At 42.7% G+C, this 24,956-nt stretch carries 19 protein-coding genes and 1 tRNA gene; 4 read left to right on the top strand and 16 right to left on the bottom strand.

All coding sequences use genetic code 11. The annotated features are described in order from the left end of the window. The first annotated feature begins 558 nt into the window (after positions 1 to 558). The gene (locus tag GPUN_RS03290; RefSeq protein WP_006003378.1) at positions 559 to 1,806 is read left to right on the top strand and encodes a pyridoxal phosphate-dependent decarboxylase family protein; all 1,248 of its coding nucleotides are present in this window, start codon (positions 559 to 561) and stop codon (positions 1,804 to 1,806) included. Between the two features lie 302 nt (positions 1,807 to 2,108). Then, positions 2,109 to 2,843, top strand: a complete 735-nt coding sequence (locus tag GPUN_RS13610; RefSeq protein ID WP_006003376.1) for a hypothetical protein — start codon at positions 2,109 to 2,111, stop codon at positions 2,841 to 2,843. A gap of 122 nt (positions 2,844 to 2,965) precedes the next feature. Here GPUN_RS13610 and rpsO read toward each other — a convergent pair whose 3' ends face one another. The 10 genes from rpsO to GPUN_RS03235 all read right to left on the bottom strand — a co-directional run bounded on the left by rpsO (position 2,966) and on the right by GPUN_RS03235 (position 13,874). Further along, positions 2,966 to 3,235, bottom strand: a complete 270-nt coding sequence (gene rpsO, locus GPUN_RS03280) for a 30S ribosomal protein S15 (protein WP_006003374.1) — start codon at positions 3,233 to 3,235, stop codon at positions 2,966 to 2,968. A gap of 144 nt (positions 3,236 to 3,379) precedes the next feature. Beyond that, positions 3,380 to 4,363: a tRNA pseudouridine(55) synthase TruB gene (gene truB, locus GPUN_RS03275; protein ID WP_006003373.1), complete on the bottom strand. Its 984-nt coding sequence runs from the start codon at positions 4,361 to 4,363 to the stop codon at positions 3,380 to 3,382. After that, positions 4,364 to 4,798, bottom strand: coding sequence for a 30S ribosome-binding factor RbfA (rbfA, locus tag GPUN_RS03270; protein ID WP_006003372.1), 435 nt, complete (start codon positions 4,796 to 4,798; stop codon positions 4,364 to 4,366). 96 nt (positions 4,799 to 4,894) lie between these two features. Next, a complete protein-coding gene (infB, locus tag GPUN_RS03265) occupies positions 4,895 to 7,501 on the bottom strand; it encodes a translation initiation factor IF-2 (RefSeq protein WP_006003371.1) in 2,607 nt (868 codons plus the stop codon). A gap of 22 nt (positions 7,502 to 7,523) precedes the next feature. Then, the gene (gene nusA / locus GPUN_RS03260; protein ID WP_006003370.1) at positions 7,524 to 9,017 is read right to left on the bottom strand and encodes a transcription termination factor NusA; all 1,494 of its coding nucleotides are present in this window, start codon (positions 9,015 to 9,017) and stop codon (positions 7,524 to 7,526) included. Positions 9,018 to 9,053: 36 nt separating this feature from the next. Then, on the bottom strand, positions 9,054 to 9,512 hold the full coding sequence (gene rimP, locus GPUN_RS03255) for a ribosome maturation factor RimP (RefSeq protein ID WP_006003369.1): 459 nt from the start codon (positions 9,510 to 9,512) through the stop codon (positions 9,054 to 9,056). 349 nt (positions 9,513 to 9,861) lie between these two features. Continuing rightward, positions 9,862 to 9,938 (bottom strand) — tRNA-Met (locus GPUN_RS03250). A gap of 137 nt (positions 9,939 to 10,075) precedes the next feature. Continuing rightward, positions 10,076 to 10,378, bottom strand: a complete 303-nt coding sequence (locus tag GPUN_RS03245; RefSeq protein ID WP_006003368.1) for a 4a-hydroxytetrahydrobiopterin dehydratase — start codon at positions 10,376 to 10,378, stop codon at positions 10,076 to 10,078. Positions 10,379 to 10,560: 182 nt separating this feature from the next. After that, entirely contained in the window at positions 10,561 to 13,248 is a 2,688-nt protein-coding gene (locus GPUN_RS03240; RefSeq protein WP_006003367.1) for a TonB-dependent receptor plug domain-containing protein, read from the bottom strand. Positions 13,249 to 13,424: 176 nt separating this feature from the next. Further along, on the bottom strand, positions 13,425 to 13,874 hold the full coding sequence (locus GPUN_RS03235) for a MaoC family dehydratase (RefSeq protein ID WP_006003366.1): 450 nt from the start codon (positions 13,872 to 13,874) through the stop codon (positions 13,425 to 13,427). Positions 13,875 to 14,000: 126 nt separating this feature from the next. Here GPUN_RS03235 and GPUN_RS03230 point away from each other — a divergent pair, with 126 nt between their 5' ends. Then, on the top strand, positions 14,001 to 14,903 hold the full coding sequence (locus tag GPUN_RS03230; RefSeq protein WP_006003365.1) for a LysR family transcriptional regulator: 903 nt from the start codon (positions 14,001 to 14,003) through the stop codon (positions 14,901 to 14,903). Between the two features lie 86 nt (positions 14,904 to 14,989). Here GPUN_RS03230 and GPUN_RS03225 read toward each other — a convergent pair whose 3' ends face one another. The 6 genes from GPUN_RS03225 to GPUN_RS03200 all read right to left on the bottom strand — a co-directional run bounded on the left by GPUN_RS03225 (position 14,990) and on the right by GPUN_RS03200 (position 23,357). Beyond that, a complete protein-coding gene (locus GPUN_RS03225; protein ID WP_006003363.1) occupies positions 14,990 to 15,874 on the bottom strand; it encodes an alpha/beta fold hydrolase in 885 nt (294 codons plus the stop codon). Between the two features lie 167 nt (positions 15,875 to 16,041). After that, positions 16,042 to 17,841 carry an acyl-CoA dehydrogenase C-terminal domain-containing protein gene (locus tag GPUN_RS03220; RefSeq protein ID WP_006003359.1) on the bottom strand — a complete coding sequence of 600 codons (1,800 nt, stop codon included), beginning with the start codon at positions 17,839 to 17,841 and terminating at the stop codon, positions 16,042 to 16,044. Between the two features lie 34 nt (positions 17,842 to 17,875). Next, positions 17,876 to 19,972, bottom strand: coding sequence for a 3-hydroxyacyl-CoA dehydrogenase NAD-binding domain-containing protein (locus tag GPUN_RS03215; RefSeq protein WP_274378071.1), 2,097 nt, complete (start codon positions 19,970 to 19,972; stop codon positions 17,876 to 17,878). A 478-nt stretch (positions 19,973 to 20,450) separates the two neighbouring features. Beyond that, a complete protein-coding gene (locus tag GPUN_RS03210) occupies positions 20,451 to 21,425 on the bottom strand; it encodes an NADPH:quinone oxidoreductase family protein (RefSeq protein ID WP_006003355.1) in 975 nt (324 codons plus the stop codon). Positions 21,426 to 21,439: 14 nt separating this feature from the next. Then, positions 21,440 to 22,660: an acyl-CoA dehydrogenase family protein gene (locus GPUN_RS03205; protein ID WP_006003353.1), complete on the bottom strand. Its 1,221-nt coding sequence runs from the start codon at positions 22,658 to 22,660 to the stop codon at positions 21,440 to 21,442. 28 nt (positions 22,661 to 22,688) lie between these two features. Continuing rightward, positions 22,689 to 23,357: a histidine phosphatase family protein gene (locus tag GPUN_RS03200; protein WP_006003351.1), complete on the bottom strand. Its 669-nt coding sequence runs from the start codon at positions 23,355 to 23,357 to the stop codon at positions 22,689 to 22,691. 176 nt (positions 23,358 to 23,533) lie between these two features. On the opposite strand from GPUN_RS03200, the gene hemN reads away from it, so the two are divergent. Beyond that, positions 23,534 to 24,916 (top strand): oxygen-independent coproporphyrinogen III oxidase, encoded by a 1,383-nt coding sequence (gene hemN, locus GPUN_RS03195; RefSeq protein WP_006003350.1) that lies wholly within the window; start codon positions 23,534 to 23,536, stop codon positions 24,914 to 24,916. Positions 24,917 to 24,956: the final 40 nt, after the last annotated feature.

The raw sequence follows: 24,956 nt of genomic DNA, 5'->3' as shown, positions 1-24,956 counted from the left end.
TAGCGACAATGCGGTGTTTTTTGCCAATAAACAAATAAGCACTACCAAGGTTTTAAGATTACCAGCTGTTATATTAAAACGAGTCGCTCCTTTTCCACAAGCTTTTACCTGAACATAAAATGTGCGTGAAGAAACAAACCTAGCATATCTTTTAAAGTGAACCTACCTTTTACAATAACAAAATCACAATTTCATTCAACCAAAACCTTTACTAACCAGCAGTTTGTCAGCTTTTATCTCAGTAAAATCAGCACCTGTTGAATAAAGCAGGAATGTCGTTTATCTTATTTAATCTTCATATTGCATTTGATGGTCTGTAAGTGAGGTACTGTTCCTAAGGTACTGGTGAATATTTCTTACTCGCCAATATATGCGCGCTTATCGATACTAGGCGCAGCATTGGTTTTATTATTTAGTGCCCAGGGCATGGAACGCGCTGCTATTATTCAAGTTGCTTTTCAACTCATTGCGCTTGGACTGTTCTTAATATCATTTAGTAAGACAGCTAACAGTTGGGTAGCGTATAGTTAGGAAAGGTTTTAATGACGGCAGGAAAATATGAGCAATAAGCCAAAAGATACCAGCTTTGTCTTTAATGCGAGCCTTTATAGAGCGGTCGATTTATTGAGCGAGTCGTTTACTGAAATGCACTTGCAGCAAACCCCTGGGATCAACAATAAAACAAATTTTAGTGCTACGCTGCCGAAACAGGGCGTCGGCGAAAATGTCGCCTTAAATACACTCGCGCCTTTTATTCTTGGCCAAGCCGCACCACTAGACTCTGCGCATGCATTAGCTCATATGGATCCGCCAACGCCATGGATCACTTGGGCGACGTCTATGTTTAACGCGCGTCTTAATCAAAATTTATTGCATCCAGCAACCGCCCCTTTTGCGCGTCAAGCAGAACAAATAGTAATTGATTGGTTGTCGCCTTATTTTGGCATGCAAGGTGGACATTTTTGTGCGGGCTCTACAATTGCTAATTTAACCGCACTTTGGGCAGCGCGCGATGCTAAAGGGATCACCAAGGTAGTAGCTTCTGAAGCTGCGCATATTAGTGTAGCAAAAGCGGCCAAAATACTTGGCCTAAGCTATCAGTCAATAGCCGTATGCGCGAATGGCACTATCAATAAAGATGCGCTAGGTGATTTGTCCTCGGCTTGCTTAGTGCTTACCGCAGGCACTACCGCAACCGGTGCGGTTGACGACTTATCCATAGCAAGCGCGGCTAATGCAGCATGGGTGCATGTAGACGCGGCTTGGGCCGGCCCACTAAGGCTCAGCCACGAGCATGCGCATCTTTTAGCGGGGATTGAAGCGGCTGATTCGGTTGCTATTTCGGCGCATAAATGGCTGTTTCAACCTAAAGAAAGCGCACTCGTGTTGTTTAAACACTTGGAAATTGCCAACGTTGCTATAAGCGTGGGTTCTGATTATTTGGTGGCCCCCAATATAGGTCTGCAAGGCTCCCGTGGAGCCGCCGCTGTGTCGTTATTAGCGACTATTTTAGCGTGGGGTGAAGAGGGCTTTGCTCAGCGCATCAACGCCAACATGGACATGGCTAATCAGCTAGCGAATTTTGTTGAACTGCATAGCCAATTCATACTATGGCAGCGGCCCACAACAGGCCTTACCATTTTTGCTCACAAAACAATGTCGGTGGATGAATTGCTTACCCTTTTACCGACTGGCATGTTTAGTCGCTGCCAAATAGATAATAAAGATTATGTTCGCTCGGTGGCCGCTAATCCTAATGCTGACATAGCATCAATATTAGACAGCTTGCGGCGGATCTCAATCTAATCCACCAACGCTTAATAGGCAGATTAGTTTTAAAGTTTATAAAAACGCCATCAATATCCCAAGGCGCGCCAGTAATATAAATGACCGCACGCCCAAGGTGAATGACAGTTTTCAATTTAACCTCATATGTATCAGTGCAGCTTTAGCATTACCTAATAATCTATGGTGTAAAGCCTATATTCCAATCAGTTGATCTAAGGTGACTTATTTGTAGAATTTACGATAAAACGTTATCAGGCTTTACAAGTTGTTGTATGATATCAGCAGCGTGTTAAACAATTTATAATAAAAGGACCTGATGGATGTCAGACGATCCCAAAGACAAAGATTTCGAACCCATAAATATTGAATTGAGCGACAGGATCCCATCGGCAGGAAATCGACAAGGCAGCGCTAAAACAAGTGCAGGTGCACCTAAAAGCAACAATTCGTTCACCAGCCTTGTTCTAATTGTTGCCGTTATTGCCTGTGCTGCTTCAGCCTATTTGTATAGCGCTAATGTGCAAAATCAAAAAGTACTCGCACAAAGTGCGAGTAGAATTCAATCTCTTGAAGACAGGTTGTCCGCTACTGGAGAAGAAATGGGTAACTCTACAGTTGAACTGCAGGTTAAAGTGGGTGAACTTGCCGAAAAAAGCGAAGAACTGTGGGATCAAATGGATAAGTTATGGGCTTCTGCATGGCGCAAAAATCAACAAGAAATAAAAGCACTGAATACGGAATTTACAGGTTTTCAAAAAGATGCCAGTCGCTTAAGTAAAGAATTAGAAAATAAGCTAGCAGACAATAGAACTGCTGCCGCTAACATGCAGTCGCGTATAGACGGCGTAAATACAAAGGTGAATGCTCAAGCAAATGAAATGTTAACGCTAGACGCTAAGCTAGACGACAACAGGCAAAAAAATACAGCCCAAGTTCAATCGCTTAGAGACATGACAGAAAAGCTTATTTTGTTGGAAAAAAGAAATACTACCTTGTTACAAAAAATCCAGCAGCTTGAAAACAAACTAGATGAGGTTGCCAATAAGATTGTCTGATAAACAGATCAGAAAAAATGGCGATGTACTGTGACTTCATAACCACTTAAACATAAAATATAAATATAAAAAAAGCATCTTTAAGATGCTTTTTTTAACTAAATTTATACTGACGCAAGTGCCTAGCGGCGAATGCTTAAAAGCTTAATAATGTTTAAATAGCGCTGAGCATTTTTGCGCTTTAAATAATCAAGAAGTTTTCTGCGCTGACTTACCATTCTTAAAAGCCCGCGACGAGAATGGTGATCTTTTTTATGGTCTGCAAAGTGACTTTGTAACTTATTAATGTTGTGAGTAAGCAAAGCAACTTGTACTTCAGGTGAACCTGTGTCGCCTTCTTTAAGGCCGTGCTCGGCAATTATTTTAGCTGTTTCTACTGTAGTTAGTGACATAATATCTCCAAAAAATAATGTGAAACGAACCCAATCACTAATTCAGGTTCGCAAAGTGAGGGCGTAGTATAAAGATTAATTAAACTAGCGCAAGTGCTTATTCCAATTCTTACCTGTTTTGCATAACATATGCGCAATAAAATCTTAGTAAACCACTACACGCTTCGGGTGTATCATGTTTGCGTCGTCCACACTGGCAACGCCTAAAAAGAGATTGCTAGTGGCTTGATAAACGCGAACAACTTCCGCTACTTGTATATTGTCAAGCAAACTAGACGCTATTATAATATTGCGACCCTGCTGAAAATACAAAGTATCTTGTTCTGAAATTTCAACTCTTGCTAGCGCCTCTATAGGTGTATCCATGGGCAGCAGCAAGTTATCTAGATCTGTGAAGTCTTCAGCTTCATGCAGTGACTTTGGACCATTGAGCTGGCTATTTTGTATATCACGACTAGCTTCAACTAAGAAATCAAGCTCATCAAATGTCAGCATTTGTGACGCTTTATAGTGGGCAACTGCCGTTCTACGAAGCACGATAACATGCGCCCCACAGCCTAACATTTGACCTAAATCGTCAATTAAAGTTCTAATGTAGGTTCCTTTAGAACTGCTCACGTTTAATGATAGTTCATCCCCAATTAGGCTGATCCATTCAATACTACGAATTGTGATATCTCGCGCTGGTCTGTCTATGTTAATACCCTGACGAGCATAAAAATATAAAGGCTTGCCCTCATACTTAAGCGCTGAGAACATAGATGGAATTTGCTTAATTGGGCCAATGAAGTGCTTAATGGCGTCCTTTATATCAGCTTCATTTACTAGTACGGGCCTTGATTCTACGATTTCGCCGTCGGCGTCTGAAGTGTCGGTTCTTTCGCCTAGCTTTGCGGTTACAAAGTAACTTTTATCAGCATCAAGTAAGAACTGAGAAAACTTGGTCGCCTCACCTAAACATACTGGTAATAAACCTGTGGCTAAAGGGTCTAGGGCACCTGTATGACCGGCTTTAGCCGCTTTATAAATACGCTTAACACGCTGAACCACTTGATTTGAAGATATTTCTTGTGGTTTATCAACTAATAATATTCCGTTTATTAGGCGCCCTTTTCTTTTTCGCGCCATTTATTCATCGCTATTCTTTGTTGAATGTGTATCAGAAGCTTCATCGTGGTTTTCCTCACCAATGTGCTTAGCTTTGTCAGAAGCCACCGCTATATTCACTAAGGCTGAAATACGCGCACCTTCTTCTATGGAACTATCTTTGAAAAAGTGTACGGCGGGCACGTTACGCATTCTTATTCGTCGGCCTAATAAACCCCTTACAAAGCTTTTAGACTCTTGTAGTTTTTCAAAGTCATCATTTATTTTTTCAGGACTGTTGCTATAGAATGTAACAAATATCTTTGCATGCGCAAGATCTCTCGAGACCTCAACGCCCGATACAGTAATCATGCCTACTTCTGGCTCACGGTGCTTGAATTCATGCTGAAGTATACTTGCTACCTCTTTATGAATTTGTTGACCAACTCTGTCGGTTCTAGAAAATTCTCTGGCCATATCTTTACCTTTTTTACTATTACTACACTGTGTGTAAATAGCATAGTGACAAAAACGGAGGCACATGGCCTCCGTCCTATTTGGTTTTATTAAGTGCTATAACTCGCGTTTAACTTCAACAATCTCAAATACTTCTATTTGGTCGCCTACTTTAACGTCGTTATAGTTTTTAACGCCAATACCACATTCAATGCCTTTTTTGACATCTTGAACATCGTCTTTAAATCTGCGCAATGATTCTAACTCACCTTCATATATAACTACGTTTTCACGCAGTACACGAATTGGATTGCTACGTTTAATTACGCCTTCAGTTACCATACAGCCTGCGATTGCGCCAATTTTAGGTGATTTAAACACATCACGAACCATGGCTAAACCAATGATTTGCTGTCTAAACTCTGGCGCCAACATACCTGTCATCGCGAGTTTCACTTCGTCAATTAGTTCATAAATAATGCTGTAGTAGCGAAGATCAATTTCCTCAGCTTCAATCATTTTTCTTGCTGTAGCATCGGCTCGCACGTTAAAGCCAACGACAATTGCAGAAGATGCAGCCGCTAAGCTAGCGTCAGTCTCAGTTATTCCGCCTACGCCGCTACCTACTATGTTCACTTTAACTTCACTGGTAGACAGTCTTGTTAAGCTGTCGGCAATTGCCTCAATTGAACCTTGTACATCGGCTTTTAGAACAATATTTAACTCACTAACATCGCCGCTTTCCATGTTTGCAAACATGTTTTCAAGCTTAGCTTTTTGCTGTTTAGCTAATTTAAGTTCACGCTGCTTAGTATGACGCTTTGCTGCTACTTCACGCGCTTTGCGTTCATTTTGCACCACAAGCGCGCTTTCACCAGCAATAGGTATGCCTGACAAACCTAATACTTCGACAGGGGTTGAAGGACCTGCCGATTCAATATCGGCGCCTGTCTCATCGCGCATTGCCCGAACACGTCCGTATTCTTCGCCGCACAATAAAATATCACCAGCGCGTAATTCACCGGCTTGTATTAGTACTGAAGCAACCGGACCACGGCCCTTATCGAGCCGAGATTCAATCACAATACCGCGTGCTGGGCCATCAGGAATTGCCTGCAGGTCAAGCATTTCGGCCTGTATATTAATCGCTTCTAATAAATCGTCAACGCCCATGCCTGTTTTGGCAGATACGCTGACAAACTGGTAATCACCGCCCCACTCTTCAGAGATAACACCCACCTGTGAAAGTTCGTTTCTGACGCGATCAGGATCGGCCGACTCTTTATCCATTTTGTTTACGGCCACAATCATGGGAACACCAGCGGCAAGTGAATGCTGAATGGCTTCTTTGGTTTGCGGCATCACGCCATCGTCGGCAGCAACTACTAGTACCACAATATCGGTTGCAGTTGCGCCACGTGCACGCATTGCTGTGAATGCCGCGTGTCCTGGCGTATCTAAAAACGCGATGCGACCTTTGTCAGTTTGTACACTATATGCCCCTATGTGCTGAGTAATACCGCCGGCTTCACTGTCGGCAACTTTTGCACGTCGAATATAATCAAGTAAAGATGTTTTACCATGATCAACATGACCCATTATGGTAACAACTGGCGCACGCGACACTTTCTGCCCGCCTTCAGAGTTTGCAATAAGCTCTTCTTCAAGCGCATTTTCATTAACGATTTCGTATTTGTGATTCATCTCTTCAATCACAAGTATAGCCGTTTCTTGGTCAAGCACTTGATTAATAGTTGCCATCTCGCCCATTTTCATCATCGTCTTAATAACTTGCGTGCCTTTAACTGCCATACGGCTAGCTAAATCACTAACGGTGATTGTTTCACCTAGCTTGACAACCCTTTCGACTGGCATTACTGGCTTATTAAAGCTATGTTTAAGATCTTCACCTGCGTTCTTCTTAGACTTTTTGCGACGACGCCCACCACGCTCTATCTGCGCATCTTCCTCGTCTTCAGCTCTTTGCGCATAGCGATTTGAATGCAAATGAACTTCTTTAGCTTCATCCTTCTTGCGGCGTTCTTCCTCTTCTTTCCAACGACGCGAGTTTTCAGCGGCTAGCTTACGTGCATCTTCGGCGGCTTTGATCGCTTCTTTTTCAAGTTTTTTCTGGATTTCTTCTTCTTGCTGCTTTTTAAGATTTTCAGCTTCCGCTCTAGCAAGTTCTTGTGCTTTGCGTTCTTCATCAGTTAATTTAGAGTCAGTAGACTTGCGTTCTTCCGCTTCTTTTTTGGCTTTTTCTGCACGTGTAGCTCTTTCAGCGTCTTGCTGCTTGCGCGCTTCAGCCACTTTTTTAGCTTTTTCCACCGCTTCGGCTTTAGCGGCTTCAGCTACTTGGCGCTCTAATTCTTGGCGTACCTCGTCATCGGCTTTACGCTGCACTTCTTCTTGTGCTAAGCGCTCTAAATCAGCGTCTGAACGTTTAACGTAGGTGCGTTTCTTACGTACCTCTACTTTAACCGCTCTAGACTTGCCTAAGTTGAGCGTCGTGGTTGTTTTACGTTGAAGAGTCATTTTCATAGGCGCTTTTGCGCCCTCGCCGCCATGTTGTTTACTTAAAAAATCGAGCAGTTTCTGCTTTTCTTCTTCAGTTACATTATCTGCGGCTGCTTTGTCTATGCCTGCATCTTTGAATTGCTTTAATAATCGGTCAACAGTCGTGCTTATATCACTTGCTAACTTTTCTATGGTAACTTCTGCCATATCGAATAATTCTCCTATTGACCTATTCTTCGTTAAACCAAACGAGGTTTCTCGCTGCCATGATGAGCTCACCCGCTTTCGCTTCGCTTAACTCTTCAATGTCACTAATTTCGTCGGTGCCTTGTTCAGCTAACAACTCAAGGTTGGTGATGCCGCGGCTCGCTAGTATAAACGCTATGTGCTTATCCATGCCTTCTAAATCTAGAAGTTCTTGCTGCGGTTGTGCCGACTCTAGCGATTCTTCATTCGCTAGCGCTCGGGTTGTTAAGGTGGCTTTTGCTCTACTGCGAAGTTCTTCAACAAGCTCTTCATCTAGTCCTTCAATGTCGAGTAACTCACTAATAGGCACGTAGGCTATTTCTTCTAAACTCGTAAAACCTTCGTCGACTAATAACAGCGCAAAATCTTCATCAATTTCTAGCCCTTCAGTAAACACTGATAGTACTTTTTGATTCTCTGCTTCGTGTTTAGTAGTCAAGTCAGCTACCGTCATCACGTTAAGTTCCCATCCGGTAAGCTGACTAGCTAAGCGAATATTTTGACCGTTACGACCTATAGCTTGAGCTAGGTTATCGGGCTCTACAGCAATGTCCATCGAATTGGCGTCTTCATCAACCACTATCGAAGAAACTTCAGCTGGAGACATCGCATTCACAACGAACGAGGCTGGGTTTTCATCCCACAGAACGATGTCTACGCGTTCGCCGCCTAATTCACTTGAAACAGCTTGCACTCGTGAACCACGCATGCCTACGCAGGCGCCAACAGGGTCTAAGCGTTTGTCATTGGTTTTCACTGCAATTTTAGCGCGTGCGCCTGGGTCGCGAGCACATGCTTTAATTTCCAATGTTTCTTCTGCTATTTCTGGCACTTCTAATCTGAATAATTCAACTAACATGTCGGGATGAGTACGGCTAATAAATAACTGTGCACCGCGTGCTTCTGGGCGGATAACGTAAAGTAGTCCACGCACCCGATCGCCTGGACGAAAAGTTTCGCGAGGCAGCATATCTTCTCTTAAAATAACCCCTTCTGCGTTGTTTCCTAAGTCGATAAGTACATTTTCACGGTTTACTTTTTTGACCGTACCTGTTACCAGCTCGCCTACTCTATCTTGATATTCGGCTATCATTTGGTCGCGCTCGGCTTCACGCACTTTTTGTACAATTACTTGCTTAGCGGTTTGTGTAGTAATCCGGTCAAATGCAATTGAATCAATTTGGTCTTCAACGAATTCACCTAATTGGATATCAGGTTCGTCGATTTGTGCCGCTGAAATAGTTATTTCAGCAAAGGGATTTTCCTGCACAATATCGTCCGCAACTACCATCCAGCGACGAAAAGTATCGAAAGCGCCTGTTTCGCGATTAATAGCGACACGGACTTCTATATTACCCTCACTTTTCTTTTTAGTGGCACTTGCTAATGCAAACTCCAAAGCTTCAAATATTTTTTCTTTTGGCACTTGTTTTTCATTTGAAACTGCTTCTGCTACTAGTAGTATTTCTTTGCTCATCTTCGCCTCATAGCTGATGTTAAGAACATAATAAATTTACTCAAATTCTGGCACTAAGTTGGCTTTTAGCACATTGTCATAAGCCAGTTCGAACTCTTCATTGTCTACGACCATTACAAAGCTACGTTCGTCGCAACTTTGTAATGTACCTTTAAAATTACGCCTGTCGTTTTGCGGCATTTGTAGTTTTATGGTTATGGTTTGTCCAAGTACCTGATTATAATGTTCAGGTTTGAAAAGAGGTCTGTCCATACCTGGTGATGAAACCTCTAAATTGTATTCATTGGTAATAGGATCTTCAACGTCTAGTACGGCACTGACTTGGCGACTTACGTCTGCACAGTCTTCTATTTCGACACCATTTTCAGAGTCGATATATATTCGCAAGGTAGAATGCTTACCAGCACGAATAAATTCTACGCCTACTAGCTCAAAACCAACCGCCTCGACGGGAGCTTCAAGCATTTGTGTTAATTTCTTTTCAAGCTGTGACAATCCCAACTCCATTTATACATATAAAAAAAGGGCTTATAGCCCAATAAACATTGCTTTAAGTGCGTGACAGAAACAAAAAAGCCCCGAGCATGCGGAGCTATTACCTAAGTTCAAGTTATTTGATGCTGCTGACACAAAATAGTAATAGCTGCTTGTACATTTTGATAAAACCTACGCAGTAGATTTAGTCATACCTGCTTGCTTTAACGTTGCTTTGTAATGACTTCTAACATAGATATTCTCAGACTATGCAAACATTCAGGGAGTTCGTTACTCAAGTTTGTAATTGTACTAGCACCGCGACAATATCGCAAATAAAAAACCACGCAGCTAAGCGTGGTTTTTAAGGTGGTTGCGGGAGCAGGATTTGAACCTACGACCTTCGGGTTATGAGCCCGACGAGCTACCAGACTGCTCCATCCCGCGTTTGAATTCCGGTTAACTTGAACTCTGTCTCTTCAAGTTGGGCGTATTATACATAGCAGAATTTAGTATGCAACTGCTAAATACGATATTTTTACTGCTTGCACAAAGTTTACACAAAACGAAATGTATAGCTCGTTTTATGAGCAAAACTGTTCCATTTTACTTGCGAGTTCAAAATCAAGCTCACTTATACCATTCACATCATGTGTCGTTAAATCAATTACCACTTTATTGTAAACATTGAACCATTCAGGGTGATGCTTTAATTTTTCAGCCCAAATCGCAATTTGTGTCATCCACCCAAACGCTCTAATAAAGCTCTTGAAGGTAAATGTTTTATGTAGCTTGTCGTCTTTTATTTGCCATTTATTATCCCCCGCCTTTTCATTTAAAAGTTGCAAATGGTGATTTATTTCTTTATCGCTTAGTTTATTTGGCATATGTAAGTTCCTCTAGCGTATCGAGTTAATGTCTACATCATAACAATATAAACGACTGCAGACTAAAAGCAGATCACCATCTGCTAGAATATGACGCTGACAAAAACGGCTTCAAAAAGAAGCCGTTTTGTAGTTTTAACAAGCGTTAGCAAGCAAATTGTCTATTAATAGTGCCTAGTTGATTAAAATTCTACAGCGAATCTTGCGTATACCTGACGTCCTCGAGGGTCATGTACTTTTGAATCAAAGCCACTGTTAGTGAAAAGCTGTGGAGGGTTTTCATCAAGCATATTAATAGCTCCAAGGCTAAGTAAATAGCTTGTTTGTGTACCCAGCAACTGACTTATATCAATATTTATTTGTCCGTCAAAAATCGTGTGGCTCTCAACTTCTTTTAGTCCTTGTGCTGAACAACCAGCTGCAATAGGCCCGCCATCGGCGCAGTTCTGATCGTCGTCGTAAGCGCTAATATAACGCGCAAAAATATTTGCACTATAAGCGCCGTTAGTCCAATTCAATCCCAAATTAGCGCGTAGTTCAGGTGATGAAACACCAATGTTCGTGAAATTACGTCTGCCTGCTCCATCAATTATGCCGGCCTGTGGGTCGTCTAATTCATACTCGGTAACATAAGTCATTTGCAATGTAGGCGTAAATCGACCCATGCCCTCGGTCTCTATTTTGTAGCTAGTAACAAAATCAAAACCTGATGTATTAAGTGAACTCGCATTCACAAATGTATTATTCACTTGAATTAAAGGTCCGGTAAGTGGATCTCCAGCTCTTATTATACGAGTTGTGTCACTAGGATTTAAGGACAAGATTGCTTGTGCACTTTCTTGAATAATTAGGTCTTTAAAATCAAAGTTCCAATAATCAACTTCTACTGTTAAATCGTCGATAGGCTCCAAAGAAAACCCAATGTTATAAGCGGTAGACTCTTCAGGCGTAAGGTCGGCATTCCCTGAAGTTCTTACGGCGGCAAATGCATTAGCGTTTATAAGTGGATCATTCAACTGCTGCAAACTAGTGGCACCACCGTTTTGCATAAACACAGAAGGTGCTCTGAACGAAGTTGAGATAGAAGCACGTACAGAGAAATCTTCAGTTGCTCTGTAGTTGAACGCAAATTTTGGATCAACGGTGTTACCTACCGTGCCACCGTAGTCTTCAAAACGTAAAGCAATTTGAATATCTAAATCTTCGGTTACTGGCAACGCTATTTCGGCAAATGCCGCAATAACACTTATACTGTCGTCAAAATCAGGGTTACCTATTACGAACGAAAAGCTGTCTTCATTTGATAACTTGTCATAGTCCTGCATCAAAGATTCTTCACGATATTGCAGTCCAAGTGCAAGACCTGCGGCGCCACCATCCATTTCAAAAATATCGAATGACGCAAATCCTTCGATAACTTCTAAAGTAGACTTAGAATCGATTACTTGATCTGCCGAAAACGAGTCAATAACATATTGAGAGTTAGGAGATGTTGTATAGGAGGTAGCAAATGGGTTGAAGTATTCACAACCGCCCTCACCCGGTGTGCCGGTAACCGGATTACACTCGGCCCCGCCAAAACCATTTAGGGCTAGGTTAAATTCAGTGTTTAGAACATCTTCTACTCTAAATAAGAAATTATTGGTGGCGTTAGTATAACTGACCTCCCAAAAGCCGTTTTCTAACTCACCTTGCAGGGATGTGTTAAATCTAAAGGTATCTGACTCGGTGTTAGCTGGGTCAGCGTCAAATCCGTTGCCTTCAGCACGCCCAAAGAACATAACCGGCCTACCGAAAACGTTGTTTGGATGGGTAGCTGGTACGATAGGGCCACGAAGATTAGGAAAACTTGGTGCGCCTCCACGCTCCGCCCTATTTCTTGCTATACCAACCTCGGTGCTCCAAAGAAGTGTGTCAGTAATATCATAGTTTGCTTTGAAATAGGCATTAACTCGCGTTTCATCCGGGACGTAAGAGTAGCCCGGACCGAAATCAAACCCACAGGTACCTTCTTCAAACGGAGTTAGCCCTTGCAGAGTTGGAATTGGATTTGGAAAACCACCAAATTCGGCACAGCCTGTAGGGTCAATAATAGGCAACGCACCAATAAAGAATGTGCCTGGATTTCCCAAAGCACTGGTATCATCTTGCGGACGAGACAAACGTCTGTCACTTAAAAATAAAGGGGAGCGATTAGTATAACTAAGTGCTGCCATCACATTGCCTTTTTCGCCCGTTGCACCAAATAAGCCTTGAATGACATACTCTTTGTTGTTGCCATGAGCACCATCTTGATAATCAAAGGAGACTTTGGCGCCGTCATATTGTCGTTTGGTAATAAAGTTGACAACACCCGCTACGGCATCAGAGCCATACAAAGCGGAAGCGCCATCTTTTATAATCTCAACGCGATCAATTGCAATCATTGGCACCAGCGAGCTTGTGTCTACAAAGTTGAGTCCCTCGTTAGTTTGCTGTGAGTTTACTACTTGCCGACGGTTGTTCAACAGCACAAGAGTTGACGCAACGCCTAGCCCGCGTAAATTAATATTCGATGTCCCTGCTGTTGCATTTTGAGTAAAAGCGTCAGGGTTATTTTCAGCACCCGAATTAATCGTTAAAGTTTGTGTAATATCAGCAATATTTTTAGCACCAATTGCGTCTATTGCAATACTGTCCACTACGGCGAGAGGTGAAGGTGATTCGAAATTTTCACTGCGCCTAACAAAACTGCCCGTTACCATAATAAGTTCTACCTGGCTGGCTTCATCTTCTTGTTCTTGTTCTTGTGCAATTGCTAGTGTTGGTAGTGCGAGCATCTGCGTTGCTACAAATGCAGCAATAATGGTTTTTTTACCTGTAAATTTCATATGCTATCCCCAGTGTGGGTGCATTAGTCGAAATGCACTTTATTATTTTTTTACGTCCACGCATGCGAACGCTTCAAAGATATTAGGCTTTAGATGATAAATTGTAAATAAAATGTTATTTATCTGTATCTATAAGCTATAAATATGGTCTAGCCAGGTAAACTAAAGTGTAAATTTTAGTCCTTTGCTTTTAATACTAGTGTCAAAAAGGTGCCAATTAAAGCAGGTTTCTGTCTACCCTCTATTAGCACTTTACCTTCAAATTTATATAAATTACCAGTCGACTTATTTTCTATATTGACTAGGGTAAACACGTACTTAATTTTATCATTAACCCGAACTGCTTCAATAAAACGCAAAGAATCCATGCCATAATTGATCATGGTTGTTGTTTTCGGATTAACAACAATAGCCTCGGCAAACATTTGCGGCATCAGCGACAGCGTTAAAAAACCGTGGGCAATGGTTGTTTTGTAAGGACTAAGTTTTGCACATTTTTCGCTATCGAGGTGTATCCATTGGTGATCGCCTGTTGCGTCGGCAAACTTTTGAATTTGTTCTTGAGTCACCCTGTGTAAATTGGGGCTTTCGTGAGTGCTTCCTACTGCCAAGTGCATAATATCCATGGGCTGGCCTTATTCGTTATTCTAATTGAAAATTATTTATACTATTCATTTGATTTATACATCAACTTATCTATTATGTTAATCACTTATTAATAATTATGATAGTTAACCCAGGAACTTGTATTTATGAACCTGCATAGAATCGACCTTAACTTATTTGCTGTTTTTGATGCTATTTATACCGCTGGCAGTTTAACCAAAGCAGCAGATGTTTTATGCATTACCCAGCCTGCGGTGAGTAATTCGCTGGCACGTTTACGCGACATGTTAAACGATCCTCTTTTTGTTAGAACCGGCCACTCCATGACACCTACTCCAGTCGCGCAAAACATTATAGTGCCAGCAAGGCAGGCCTTAGGACTGCTGCGTAAGAGTGTTCAACAAAGTCATATTTTTGAGCCTGAAACCTCCACCAAAGTATTTAACTTTGCTAGCAGAGATTTACTCGAAGTGAGCATTATGCCTAGGTTATTGGCGCAATTGCAGCACACCGCGCCAAATATTACTCTCACCAACTATGAAATACCTCGCCAGCAAATAGTCTCGTCGATGGCATCTGGTAATTTAGACTTTTATGCCGATGCCTCTACCTTCAGCGATATTCATTTGAAGAAGCAAGTTATTGCCACTGACCGCTTTGTTGTGCTCGCCAGAAAAAACCACCCTGTGGTAAAAAATAGTATGAACATGGATGACTTTTTGAAATTAGGTCACATTAATATTTCTCAACGTAAATCAGGTCCAGGACCTGTGGATGTAGCCTTAGACAAGCTCGGCAAAAAAAGAAGGGTCGTAATGCGCGGTCAACACTTTTTAACCGCGCCTAGCGCGGTTTCAAAGTCTGATCTTATCGTGTGTATGCCCTATCATTTGGCAAAACACTACGAGCTAGCAATGTTTGAATTACCATTTGAGCTCCCCCGCATTGAATACTTTTTATATTGGCATTTAAGCGCCGATCATGATGCTGCCCATCAATGGATGCGCGATCAAATTGCGGAGGTTGCAAAAGCCTACGATCACGGCTAAGGCCTATAGACGAAAGCACAAGCCCTGTATAATAAGAATACTTAGCAATAGCGCAACGTTTCGGCACGTCTAGGACCATTGAAAGTTTATGGGACCAAAAATTTGCGCATGCAAACGCTTACCTGCTCGGGTAGTTGATGATGCAGCCAGTGGTTCGCATCATCAAATTTAATTATCTGCAGGTGCTCGACCCAATTATCTAAGCCATTTAGCACTTCTGGGACAAATGCGGTGTCTTTCATACCCCACAGCACTAAAGTAGGCACGCGGATACGAATATTAGGCAGTTTTAGGGTCTGCTTGCCTTGAATTCTAGTGGTCACTAAGTTGGGCATGCATTTGTAGTAGGCAAACGAATGTTGCATGCTCAATCGGTCATCCCATTGGGCTAAATAATGCACCTGTTGCAGCGCAGATAATTTAGTAAACCAGCCGCCGTACAACTTTTTCAAGCGGTAAAAATTGTCTGCAGTCACCAACGCGTATCCTTCTTCGGATATTAAGTCAGTAATATAATCAGAGCGCTGCTGTTGTAAGATATTGCTTGCCATTTCGCGCGTAAACGTTGAAGGGTGGGCTGCATTCATAATAATAATTCTATCTATTAGCGGGGCGTGAAACGCGGCTAACGGCCAAGCGATGGCGCCGCCCCAATCATGTGCAACTAAGACTATTTTTTGGCCTTTGTTCACGCTTTCAATAAATTCAGCCATGCAGGTTATTAAGTTTTCTATTGTATAGTTTTTGGCATCGCCTAAACCGAGACTAAAATTATAACCGGGTAAATCAGGCGCGTAAACATGATGGGTGTCACTAAAGTGATATAAATAATACTCCCAACTCCAGCTGTTTTCTGGAAATCCATGCAGCATTATCATGATGGGTTTATTTACCACGCTTATCTCCTCTCCTGCGTGCAAATAAGTAATTGTGGTGTTTGACAATGCGATAGAATTTTGCTGAATATGCATGCGCCTATGTGATTCCTAAAAGTGTTGCGTGCTAACAGCTTTGCTTGCACCAAAAAAAAGGTGGGCTAATATGCCCACCTTTAGTTTTAATTCTCAGTCTATAATTAGCAACTTTATATTGCCAACAATACAAGTTGCTGACAATGAGCCCTAATTCGGCTAAGCGCTTAACCTACTTTAAACAGCTCTGGTTTCATTTGCATCAGATTGTCGCTGCCTGAATGAATTGATGACACAAGTGAGCGCGTGCGCGACAGCATTCGATCGAAATAGAACTTAGCAGTGTGTATTTTAGCTTCATAAAAATCTTTTTCTGTAGTGCCCTCGTCTAGCTTCTTCTGCGCGACTACGGCCATTTGTAGCCAGAAATAACCTACCGTTACATAGCCTGCATACATTAAATAATCGACCGACGCTGCGCCTAACTCGTCAGGGTTATTAGCGGCTGCTTTACCAATGTCTTGGGTGATTTGTAGCCATTCATCAACATGAGAATCAACTGAGTTTATCCATGTGGTGAATTGCGATTCACCTCTAACCTGAGCGCAATAATCCTTAATTTCTTTAGTGAAAACATTAAGCAGTTCGCCCTTAGATCCCATTATTTTTCGTGCCAATAAGTCAATGGCTTGAATACCGGTCGTGCCCTCATACATGGTACAAATGCGGGTATCGCGAGCCAATTGTTCCATGCCCCATTCTGCAATATAGCCGTGTCCGCCATATACCTGCATACCATAGCTAGTCGCTTCTTGCGCAGTCTCTGTTAAGAATGCTTTTACGATTGGCGTTAACAGAGCTAGTTTAGAATCGGCTATTTTATTTTCAGCTTCATCTTTGCCGTAAGTGGTAATATCCACCAGCTTCATGCAGTAGTTGGCTAATGCTCGGTTACCCTCGGCTAAAGACTTTTGGGTTAATAGCATGCGCCGCACATCTGGATGAACAATAATTTGATCGGCAGGACCTTCTGGATTTTTCACGCCAGTCATTGAACGGAATTGGGTGCGGTCTTGTGCATAGGCTAATGCGCCTTGAAACGCTGCTTCAATGGCAGATAAACCTTCAACACCGGTGCCTATACGGGCAATGTTCATGAACGTGAACATGCAGTTCAAACCGCGGTTAGCTTGGCCAATTAAGTGCGCTGTAGCACCATCAAAATTAATCACGCAGGTCGCGCTGCCCTTAATACCCATTTTATGCTCAATAGAGCCACATTTAACCGCGTTGCGCTCGCCTGGTTCACCCTTTTCATCAAGGTTGAATTTAGGCACTATAAACAAGGAAATGCCTCTTGTACCAGCGGGAGCGTCTGGCAATCTTGCCAATACAAGGTGAATAATGTTGTCTGACATGTCATGTTCACCGGCTGATATAAATATTTTAGTACCTGTTAAGCTATAGGTACCGTCGTCGTTTGGCTGGGCCTTACATTTAAGCATGCCTAGATCTGATCCACAGTGTGACTCAGTTAGGCACATTGTGCCGGTCCATGAACCTTCGATTAGTTTTAGCAAGTACAAGTCTTGCTGTTCTTTAGTACCGTGTCCTTTTAAGGTTTCCATACAGCCTTGACTCAAGCCCGGATACATGGCCCATGAATGGTTAGCCCCTGAAAACCATTCCGCCATAGAGGTAGCGAGTGAATAAGGTAAGCCTTGGCCGCCAAACTCTTCAGGATGCGCCATTGACGGCCAACCACCTTCAACATAAGTCGCGTAGGCTTCTTTAAAACCGTCAGGGGTGGTAACAACGCCGTCGTCTATTTTACACCCTTGTTGATCGCCAATTGCGTTGATGGGAGCGAGCACGTTTTCAGCAAACTTTCCCGCCTCTGCGTAAATTGCTCTTATCAGGTCTTCGCTTGCATCTTCAAAACCAAGTTTTTTATAGTGCGACTGCATATCTAATAATTCGTGGGTTATAAATAGTGTGTCGCGCTGTGGCGCTTTATAATTTTGCATGTTTACTACCTTTATAATTAATTTATCGTGATGATTACGCTTTGAAACCCGCAAATGTTTGCTGTTTTTGAGCAAGTTCTTCCAAAAGTGGCGACGGTGTAAACCAATGTTTACCATATTCGCCTAAAGCTGTTTCATAATGCTTCATTCTTGCTAATACTTCTTTCACGCCTATTTCGTCCGCGAACTTCATAGGCCCTCCGCGATATACAGGAAACCCATACCCATACACGTAAATGACGTCAATGTCGCTAGCTCGCTGGGCAATGCCTTCTAATAGGATGTTGGCTCCCTCGTTTATTAGTGGGTATATACAGCGTTCAAGAATTTCTTGATCGCTTATATCGCGCCGTTGAATGCCTAGTTCTTTCGCCTTTCTTTTGGCGATATCAAGTACGCTTGGGTCGGGTATGGGCGAACGGCTTCCTGCATCATATAAATACACGCCCTTCCCAGCTTTTAAGCCCACCCTGCCAGCTTCAACTAGTTCATCAGCCACAGTGCAATAAGATGGATCGTGACTGATAAACTCTTTGCGCGACTGCCTCACAAAATAACCAATATCTAAACCTGCCATATCACCCATGGTGAAAGGGCCCATTGGCAGGCCAAAATCATATATCACTTTATCGATTTGCTGCGGTGTAGCGCCTTCTAACATAAGTCTTCCGGCTTCTCGACCATACACTTCTATCATTCGGTTGCCCACAAAACCAAAACATACGCCCACCAGCACGCCCACCTTTTTAATGGTCTTGGCTAAATGCATCGCTGTTTTTATTACATCGTCTGCTGTTTTTGCGCCCTGCACTATTTCAAGCAGTTTCATTACGTTAGCAGGCGAGAAGAAATGCAAGCCTATTACGTCTTGCTCACGAGATGTGCACTGCGCAATTTCGTCTAAATCGAGGGTAGAGGTATTACTGGCTAATATTGCACCTGGCTTACACACCTTATCAAGTGCTTCAAAGACTTGCTTTTTAACCGACATTTTTTCAAATACAGCCTCTATCACCAAATCTACCTCTGACAAATCGTCATAGGAGGTTGTGCCCGTTAACAATTCCATACGCTGCTCTACTTGCTCTTGGGTCAACTTGCCTTTTTTCGCTGAGTTTTCGTAGTTACGACGTATCAGTTCTAGACCTTTGTCAAGCGCCGCTTGTTCTAGCTCGAGCAGTACCACCGGAATACCAACATTGGCAAAATTCATGGCGATACCGCCACCCATTGTGCCGGCACCGATTATGGCTACTTGTTTGATGTCTCGAAGCGCAGTGTCTTTAGCAATTTGGGGAAGTGCGCCGGCGACGCGTTCAGCAAAAAAGAAATGTTGTTGCGCGCGAGCCTGGGGGGTATGCATACACTCTTCAAATAATTCACCTTCTCGCTTGAGTCCTTGGGCAAAAGGCAATTCAAAAGCAGCTTTTACAGCCTCGATACATTTTGCAGGAGCAAAAAAACCACGTGCCTTAGCGCTGGTTTGCACTTTCGTTTGCTCACATAAGGCCTCAATTTCGGGGCTGCTGCTTAATTTTATGAGACTTGTGGCTGGAATTACTTTACCCACCGCTTGTTTTGCTACTTTTATGGCTTGCACCAACAACTCGCTTGGCTCAACAATACTGACAAACAGCTCGCTTATGGCTTTTACCGACGTTGGCGCTCCCGTAACAATCATTTGCAACGCTTTTTCAGGTGCAATTAAACGAGGCAGGCGTTGCGTGCCGCCTGCACCTGGGAGTATGCCTAAGTGTACTTCCGGAAGGCCGACTTTGTTGTGATTTGTGCTTAGTCGATAATGACATGCCAAGGCTAATTCTAAACCGCCGCCAAAAGCACCGCCGTTAACCGCCGCAACAACAGGTTTGCTGCTGTTTTCAACAAGCGTTAGCACATCAGGTAAAATTGGCGCTAAATCACCACTTGAAAATTCTGAGATATCGGCGCCGGCGCTAAACAAGGCTAACTCGCTTGTAATGACGATTGCTTCAACATTGTCATTGGCTAAAGCCATATTCATGGCATCTATTAAACCTGTTCTTATAGCCTTTGAAAGTGCATTCACAGGCTTATTAGCCATGCTTATAATGCATATATTTTCGTTAACTGCATAATTGACTACACTCACTATCACCACCGTAACCTATTTGAACCTACATTATTTTATTAACAAAATGTTAAAACAAGTAAGCGTTTACCGCTAATTTATTGCTGTTATACACCACAATAAGCAAGTTTGATTGTAGCGACTAGTTTACTACATCTGCACATGCTGATAAGCAAGGCCAATCTTCTAGCAGGGATCGTTGCCAGAACCACTTTGATATTAGCGCTATTATTTTAAAGGCCTGCAAATGATTGCTTTATAGAGCGCTTACACCCTTAACTAATGGCTAATAGCCTATTAATTCATCGCTACATTCTTTATTCAAGCTCATGTAGAGTATTTTATGTAATACGATTGTATCGCCAAGGTATCGCTCTCCACCTGAGTTGTTTTGTATAGTAATGCCGTAAACACAACTCAGCTTGCAGAAGTATCATGTCGAAAAAATTACTTGTACCCACCCCCGGAGGTCACTTTTTTATTTTACGGCAGCGTTATCTTACGGCAGTAAAATCACTTTTCCTTTTACCAAGCGCGACGTCACTTTATTAATCGCGTCAACCGCGTTTGCTAAACTAAAAGCTTCATCTACCACCACTTTTACTTTGCCTTGCGTGTACCATGTTACCAATTCTTTCATATTCATCATAAAATCTTGTGGTTGGTGCTGAGTAAAAGACCCCCAGAACACCCCCACCACGGAGAAACCTTTAACCAGTGCAAGATTTACCGGAAACTTAGGAATGTCACCACCTGCAAAACCAATAACAAGCAAGCGTCCTGACCACGCCATTACGCGCGTACAGGCATGAAACGTATCGCCGCCCACGCATTCGTAAACTACGTCTACGCCTTTTCCTTTGGTGAGGGCTTTTACTGTTTCTTTTAAATCTTGTTGGCTATGATTGATAGTAATGTCGGCGCCGTTTTGTTTAGCTACTTTACACTTCTCATCGCTTGAACACACGGCAATAACGGTCGCGCCCATTGTTTTTCCAATTTGCACCGCAGCAAGTCCGGTTCCGCCAGCTGCACCTGTCACTAGCAAGGTTTCCCCAGATTGTAAGTGCGCTCGCTGTTTTAAAGCGTGGTGTGCAGTAGCATGCGCGGTTAACAAACCCGATGCTTCTTGCAAAGGAATAGCATCAGGAATGGGCATAACCTGCATGTACGGCACCGCTACCTTTTGTGCATAGCCGCCTAGCTGGCACATGGCAATAACTTTCATGCCTACTGTCAGATTAGAAACACCCTCACCTACTTGCGAAATAGTACCAGAGACTTCGGTGCCTGGAATAAACGGCAGTTCAGGTTTCATCTGATACAGCCCCTGCACCAGCAGGCTGTCTGGAAAATTTACGCCAGCTGCCACAACGTCAATTAATACCTCGCCTTTACCTGCACTAGGCGTGTCGACTTCTTCGTAAACTAATTCAGATACGGGTGCAAATGACTTACATAAGATTGCTTTCATTAAAGATGACTCCTTTATAATTTCTTGTTACGGCCTAGCACAAGGTTTTTACCTAACTGCATCATATGCACCTGATCAGGGCCATCGGCTAGTCTAATAGTGCGAGCATAGGCGAGGGTTGCCGATAAAATAGTGTCTTGAGACGTACCTAAGGCGCCATGTATTTGAATCGCTTCGTCAATTACTTCACAGGCCATTTTAGGTGCGACTATTTTAATGGCGGCAATAATATTTTTAGCGACTTTATTGCCGTAGTTATCCATGTTGTCAGCGGCTTTTAGTGTGAGTAATCGTGCTTGTTCAATTTTGCAGTACATTTGCGCAATACTTTCGCGCACAGACTGCTGCTTGCTTAAAGGTTGGCCAAAGGCAATGCGGTTTTCGACCCGCTCGCAGGTCATGTCTAGCGCGCGCTGAGCGCAGCCAATTAAGCGCATGCAGTGATGAATACGACCTGGACCTAATCGTCCTTGCGCCACTTCAAAACCGCGGCCTTCCCCTAATACTAAATTTTCCTTAGGAACTTTGACATTTTCAAACAACACCTCGGCATGGCCAATGGGCTCGTCTAAATACCCCATTGCCGCCATTGGTCTTACCACGGTAACGCCTGGAGTATTAAGTGGCACCAAAATTTGAGACTGCTGTTCATGACGCGCGGCCGATGGGTCAGTTTTTCCCATTACAATGAGAATTTTGCAGTTATTGTTCATTGCGCCACTGGTATACCACTTACGCCCGTTAATTTGGTAGTGGTCGCCTTTATTTTCGATGCTGGTTTCTATATTTGTAGCATCCGAGGAGGCAACCTCAGGCTCAGTCATAGCAAAAGCAGAGCGTATTTCACCGTTTAGAAGGGGTAACAACCATTTATCTTTTTGTGCTTGCGTACCATATTTGGCTATTACTTCCATATTGCCAGTGTCGGGCGCGCTACAGTTAAATACCTCAGAGCTGAACATTACTGTGCCCATTAATTCACACAGCGGCGCATACTCCAAGTTAGTTAGGCCAGCACCGTGCGGTAAATACTCTTTGGGTAAAAATAAATTCCATAAGCCTTGGGCTTTCGCCTTGTCTTTGAGTGCTTCCATAAGCTGGGGTGTTTGCCAGCGGTCAGTACTACTGGCAACTAAATTATGATAATGCTCTTCAATAGGATAAATTTCTGTGTCCATAAAGGTAGACAGCTTTGCCATCAAATCTTGGACTTTGCTACTATGATCAAAATTCACGGTGTTCTCCTTGCCGTTTTTGCGGCTATTAACTGTAAGTAATTTTTGCTAAATGTGCGAACGTATCTAAGTGAGGCACATTGTTAAAGCTATTTAATTGAAAACCCGCGCGGTTAAAATAAAAGTGATTCACGCTGGTGTTTTTAATTTGTAAATTAAAGGCAATAGCCTGTTCTACCGATGTATTTAGCAAGGCCATCAAAAATACTGCCATTGCCCCACCTGAACTCACTACCAGTACATTTTGATGATCGCTTTGGTGGATGCTTTGCGCGCTTTCTTGCACACGGGCACAAAACTGCACCCACGTTTCACCGCCTAACAATACCAGTGATTCGTTTGACCACGCCAGCATGGCTTTTTTTAAGACTCTATACCACTGGCTTCGCGGCGCACCAGACACAGGTGCTTGCTCTGGGCTTGCTTGTAAATAGGCAGCGACAATCGTTTCAAAATCAAACTCGTTCCAGCCTGCGTCAGTCGTAATAATATGCTTATTACTTTGGCCTACAATACCGCCAGCGGTTTGTTTATGCCTAAGCATATTGCCAGCAACCACCAAGTCGAAGCTTTGTTTGCGCTGGGCAAAATAATCCCCTAGTAAGGCGGCCTGCTGGTGACCTAAGTCGCTCAAGTTATCATAATCATGCGCACCAAACGAAGCTTGGGCATGACGTACTAAAATCATTTGTGCCATTTTTTTTCCATTTACAATTGTAAATTTAAGGTTAATTGTTTTATGAGTATAATAGTAATTGTTTATCTTGATATAAGTACATCAACCGAAAATATACCCATTGTTTAATGCAGATCAAGTGCTCATGTTTCAATGCCTGCTATTGTCGGTTTACCATTTTTACAAGAGCCACATTTATGCGCGCTGCCGAATTTTTTGACAAAAACATGCTAGACAAATACAACATCGCGGGCCCGCGTTATACGTCATATCCAACCGCATTGGCATTTAACAAAGCGTTTAACGAAGCTGATTTTGATCATAGTGTTGCCCGCTTAAAAACTACAAAAATAAAGCCTAGCCTGTCGCTTTATTTCCATATTCCGTTTTGTCATTCACTTTGCTATTACTGTGGCTGCAATAAAATAGTCACTCGTAATCAAGATAAGCTTGCTAAATATTTGTCTTATTTAAAGCAGGAAATTCGCCTTAGAGCCACTCAATTTGCAGGATTTGAAGTAAGCTCAGTGCATTTTGGCGGCGGAACGCCTAGCTGTTTGAGCGCCCAACAGTTGAACGCCTTGTTACAGGAAGCTCGCAGCAGCTATACCTTTGCCGACAGTATAGAGCAGAGCATTGAAATAGATCCCCGCCAGATTGACCTTCAGTATATTGACGAACTGCGAGATATCGGATTTACCCGACTCAGCATTGGTGTGCAAGACGTAAACCCCTGTGTGCAAGAAAGAATAAATCGCGTACAAAGCACCGACTTCATCTGCGAACTTATTGCAAGATCCAAAGATCTTGGTTTTGCCTCCGTTAATATCGATCTTATCTACGGTTTGCCAAGCCAAGATGCAGATAAACTTGCCAATACGCTCAAGCAAGTCAACCGCATGGACCCAGACCGAATATCCTTATTCAGTTACGCGCATATGCCTAGTTTGTTTCCCGCACAGCGCAAAATTAAAGATGAATGGTTGCCGTCAAGCGACACCAAATTTTCTTTATTTCAGCAAAGTATTACTACTTTGTGCAATCAAGGCTATAAATTTATTGGCATGGATCATTTTGCTAAACCAAGTGACGAACTCAGTCTGGCAGCAAAAGCACGTACTTTATCTAGAAACTTTCAAGGGTATACCAGCGATCAGTCTGACGCTTTGTTGGGCTTAGGAGTTTCATCAATCAGTAGTTTAGGCAGCGCCTATGCTCAAAATGTAAAAAAACTAGGTGAATATTATAAGGCCATAGACGGCTTGCAACCCCTGCTTGAAAAAGGCCTTGCCTTAAACGATGATGACATAATTCATCGAGCTATTATTAATCAGCTGATGTGCAACTTTTACGTGAACAAAGCAGAATTTAGCGAAAAATTTGAGATTGATTTTGACGCATATTTTAAAGATTGTTTGCAGCAGCTGCAGCCATTTGAACGTGACAATTTAGTCACAAACAATTCAGACAGTATTACTATACGTTCCAGAGGGCGCTTGCTGGTGCGCAACATTTGCATGAGCTTCGATCAATACCTGATGAGTCCTGCCCATAAGCTACGATACAGTCGTGTAATTTAGCCTTTCTTGTTAGCCTCTCTTGTTAAGCAATCAAACCCTC

Source organism: Glaciecola punicea ACAM 611 (assembly GCF_000252165.1).
Taxonomy (GTDB): Bacteria; Pseudomonadota; Gammaproteobacteria; order Enterobacterales; family Alteromonadaceae; genus Glaciecola; species Glaciecola punicea.
The sequence above is the reverse complement of the archived record's forward strand: the minus strand, read 5'-3'. Positions and strand labels throughout refer to the sequence as shown.

Coding starts and splice junctions, on each gene's coding strand:
- GPUN_RS03200 (WP_006003351.1), bottom strand. CDS start 23,357: ATGGCACAAATGATTTTAGTACGTCATGCCCAAGCTTCGTTTGGTGCG.
- GPUN_RS13610 (WP_006003376.1), top strand. CDS start 2,109: ATGTCAGACGATCCCAAAGACAAAGATTTCGAACCCATAAATATTGAA.
- hemN (WP_006003350.1), top strand. CDS start 23,534: ATGCGCGCTGCCGAATTTTTTGACAAAAACATGCTAGACAAATACAAC.
- GPUN_RS03220 (WP_006003359.1), bottom strand. CDS start 17,841: ATGCAAAATTATAAAGCGCCACAGCGCGACACACTATTTATAACCCAC.
- GPUN_RS03240 (WP_006003367.1), bottom strand. CDS start 13,248: ATGAAATTTACAGGTAAAAAAACCATTATTGCTGCATTTGTAGCAACG.
- GPUN_RS03245 (WP_006003368.1), bottom strand. CDS start 10,378: ATGCCAAATAAACTAAGCGATAAAGAAATAAATCACCATTTGCAACTT.
- GPUN_RS03210 (WP_006003355.1), bottom strand. CDS start 21,425: ATGAAAGCAATCTTATGTAAGTCATTTGCACCCGTATCTGAATTAGTT.
- GPUN_RS03230 (WP_006003365.1), top strand. CDS start 14,001: ATGAACCTGCATAGAATCGACCTTAACTTATTTGCTGTTTTTGATGCT.
- GPUN_RS03225 (WP_006003363.1), bottom strand. CDS start 15,874: ATGCATATTCAGCAAAATTCTATCGCATTGTCAAACACCACAATTACT.
- infB (WP_006003371.1), bottom strand. CDS start 7,501: ATGGCAGAAGTTACCATAGAAAAGTTAGCAAGTGATATAAGCACGACT.
- GPUN_RS03290 (WP_006003378.1), top strand. CDS start 559: ATGAGCAATAAGCCAAAAGATACCAGCTTTGTCTTTAATGCGAGCCTT.
- GPUN_RS03235 (WP_006003366.1), bottom strand. CDS start 13,874: ATGGATATTATGCACTTGGCAGTAGGAAGCACTCACGAAAGCCCCAAT.
- rbfA (WP_006003372.1), bottom strand. CDS start 4,798: ATGGCCAGAGAATTTTCTAGAACCGACAGAGTTGGTCAACAAATTCAT.
- truB (WP_006003373.1), bottom strand. CDS start 4,363: ATGGCGCGAAAAAGAAAAGGGCGCCTAATAAACGGAATATTATTAGTT.
- nusA (WP_006003370.1), bottom strand. CDS start 9,017: ATGAGCAAAGAAATACTACTAGTAGCAGAAGCAGTTTCAAATGAAAAA.
- rpsO (WP_006003374.1), bottom strand. CDS start 3,235: ATGTCACTAACTACAGTAGAAACAGCTAAAATAATTGCCGAGCACGGC.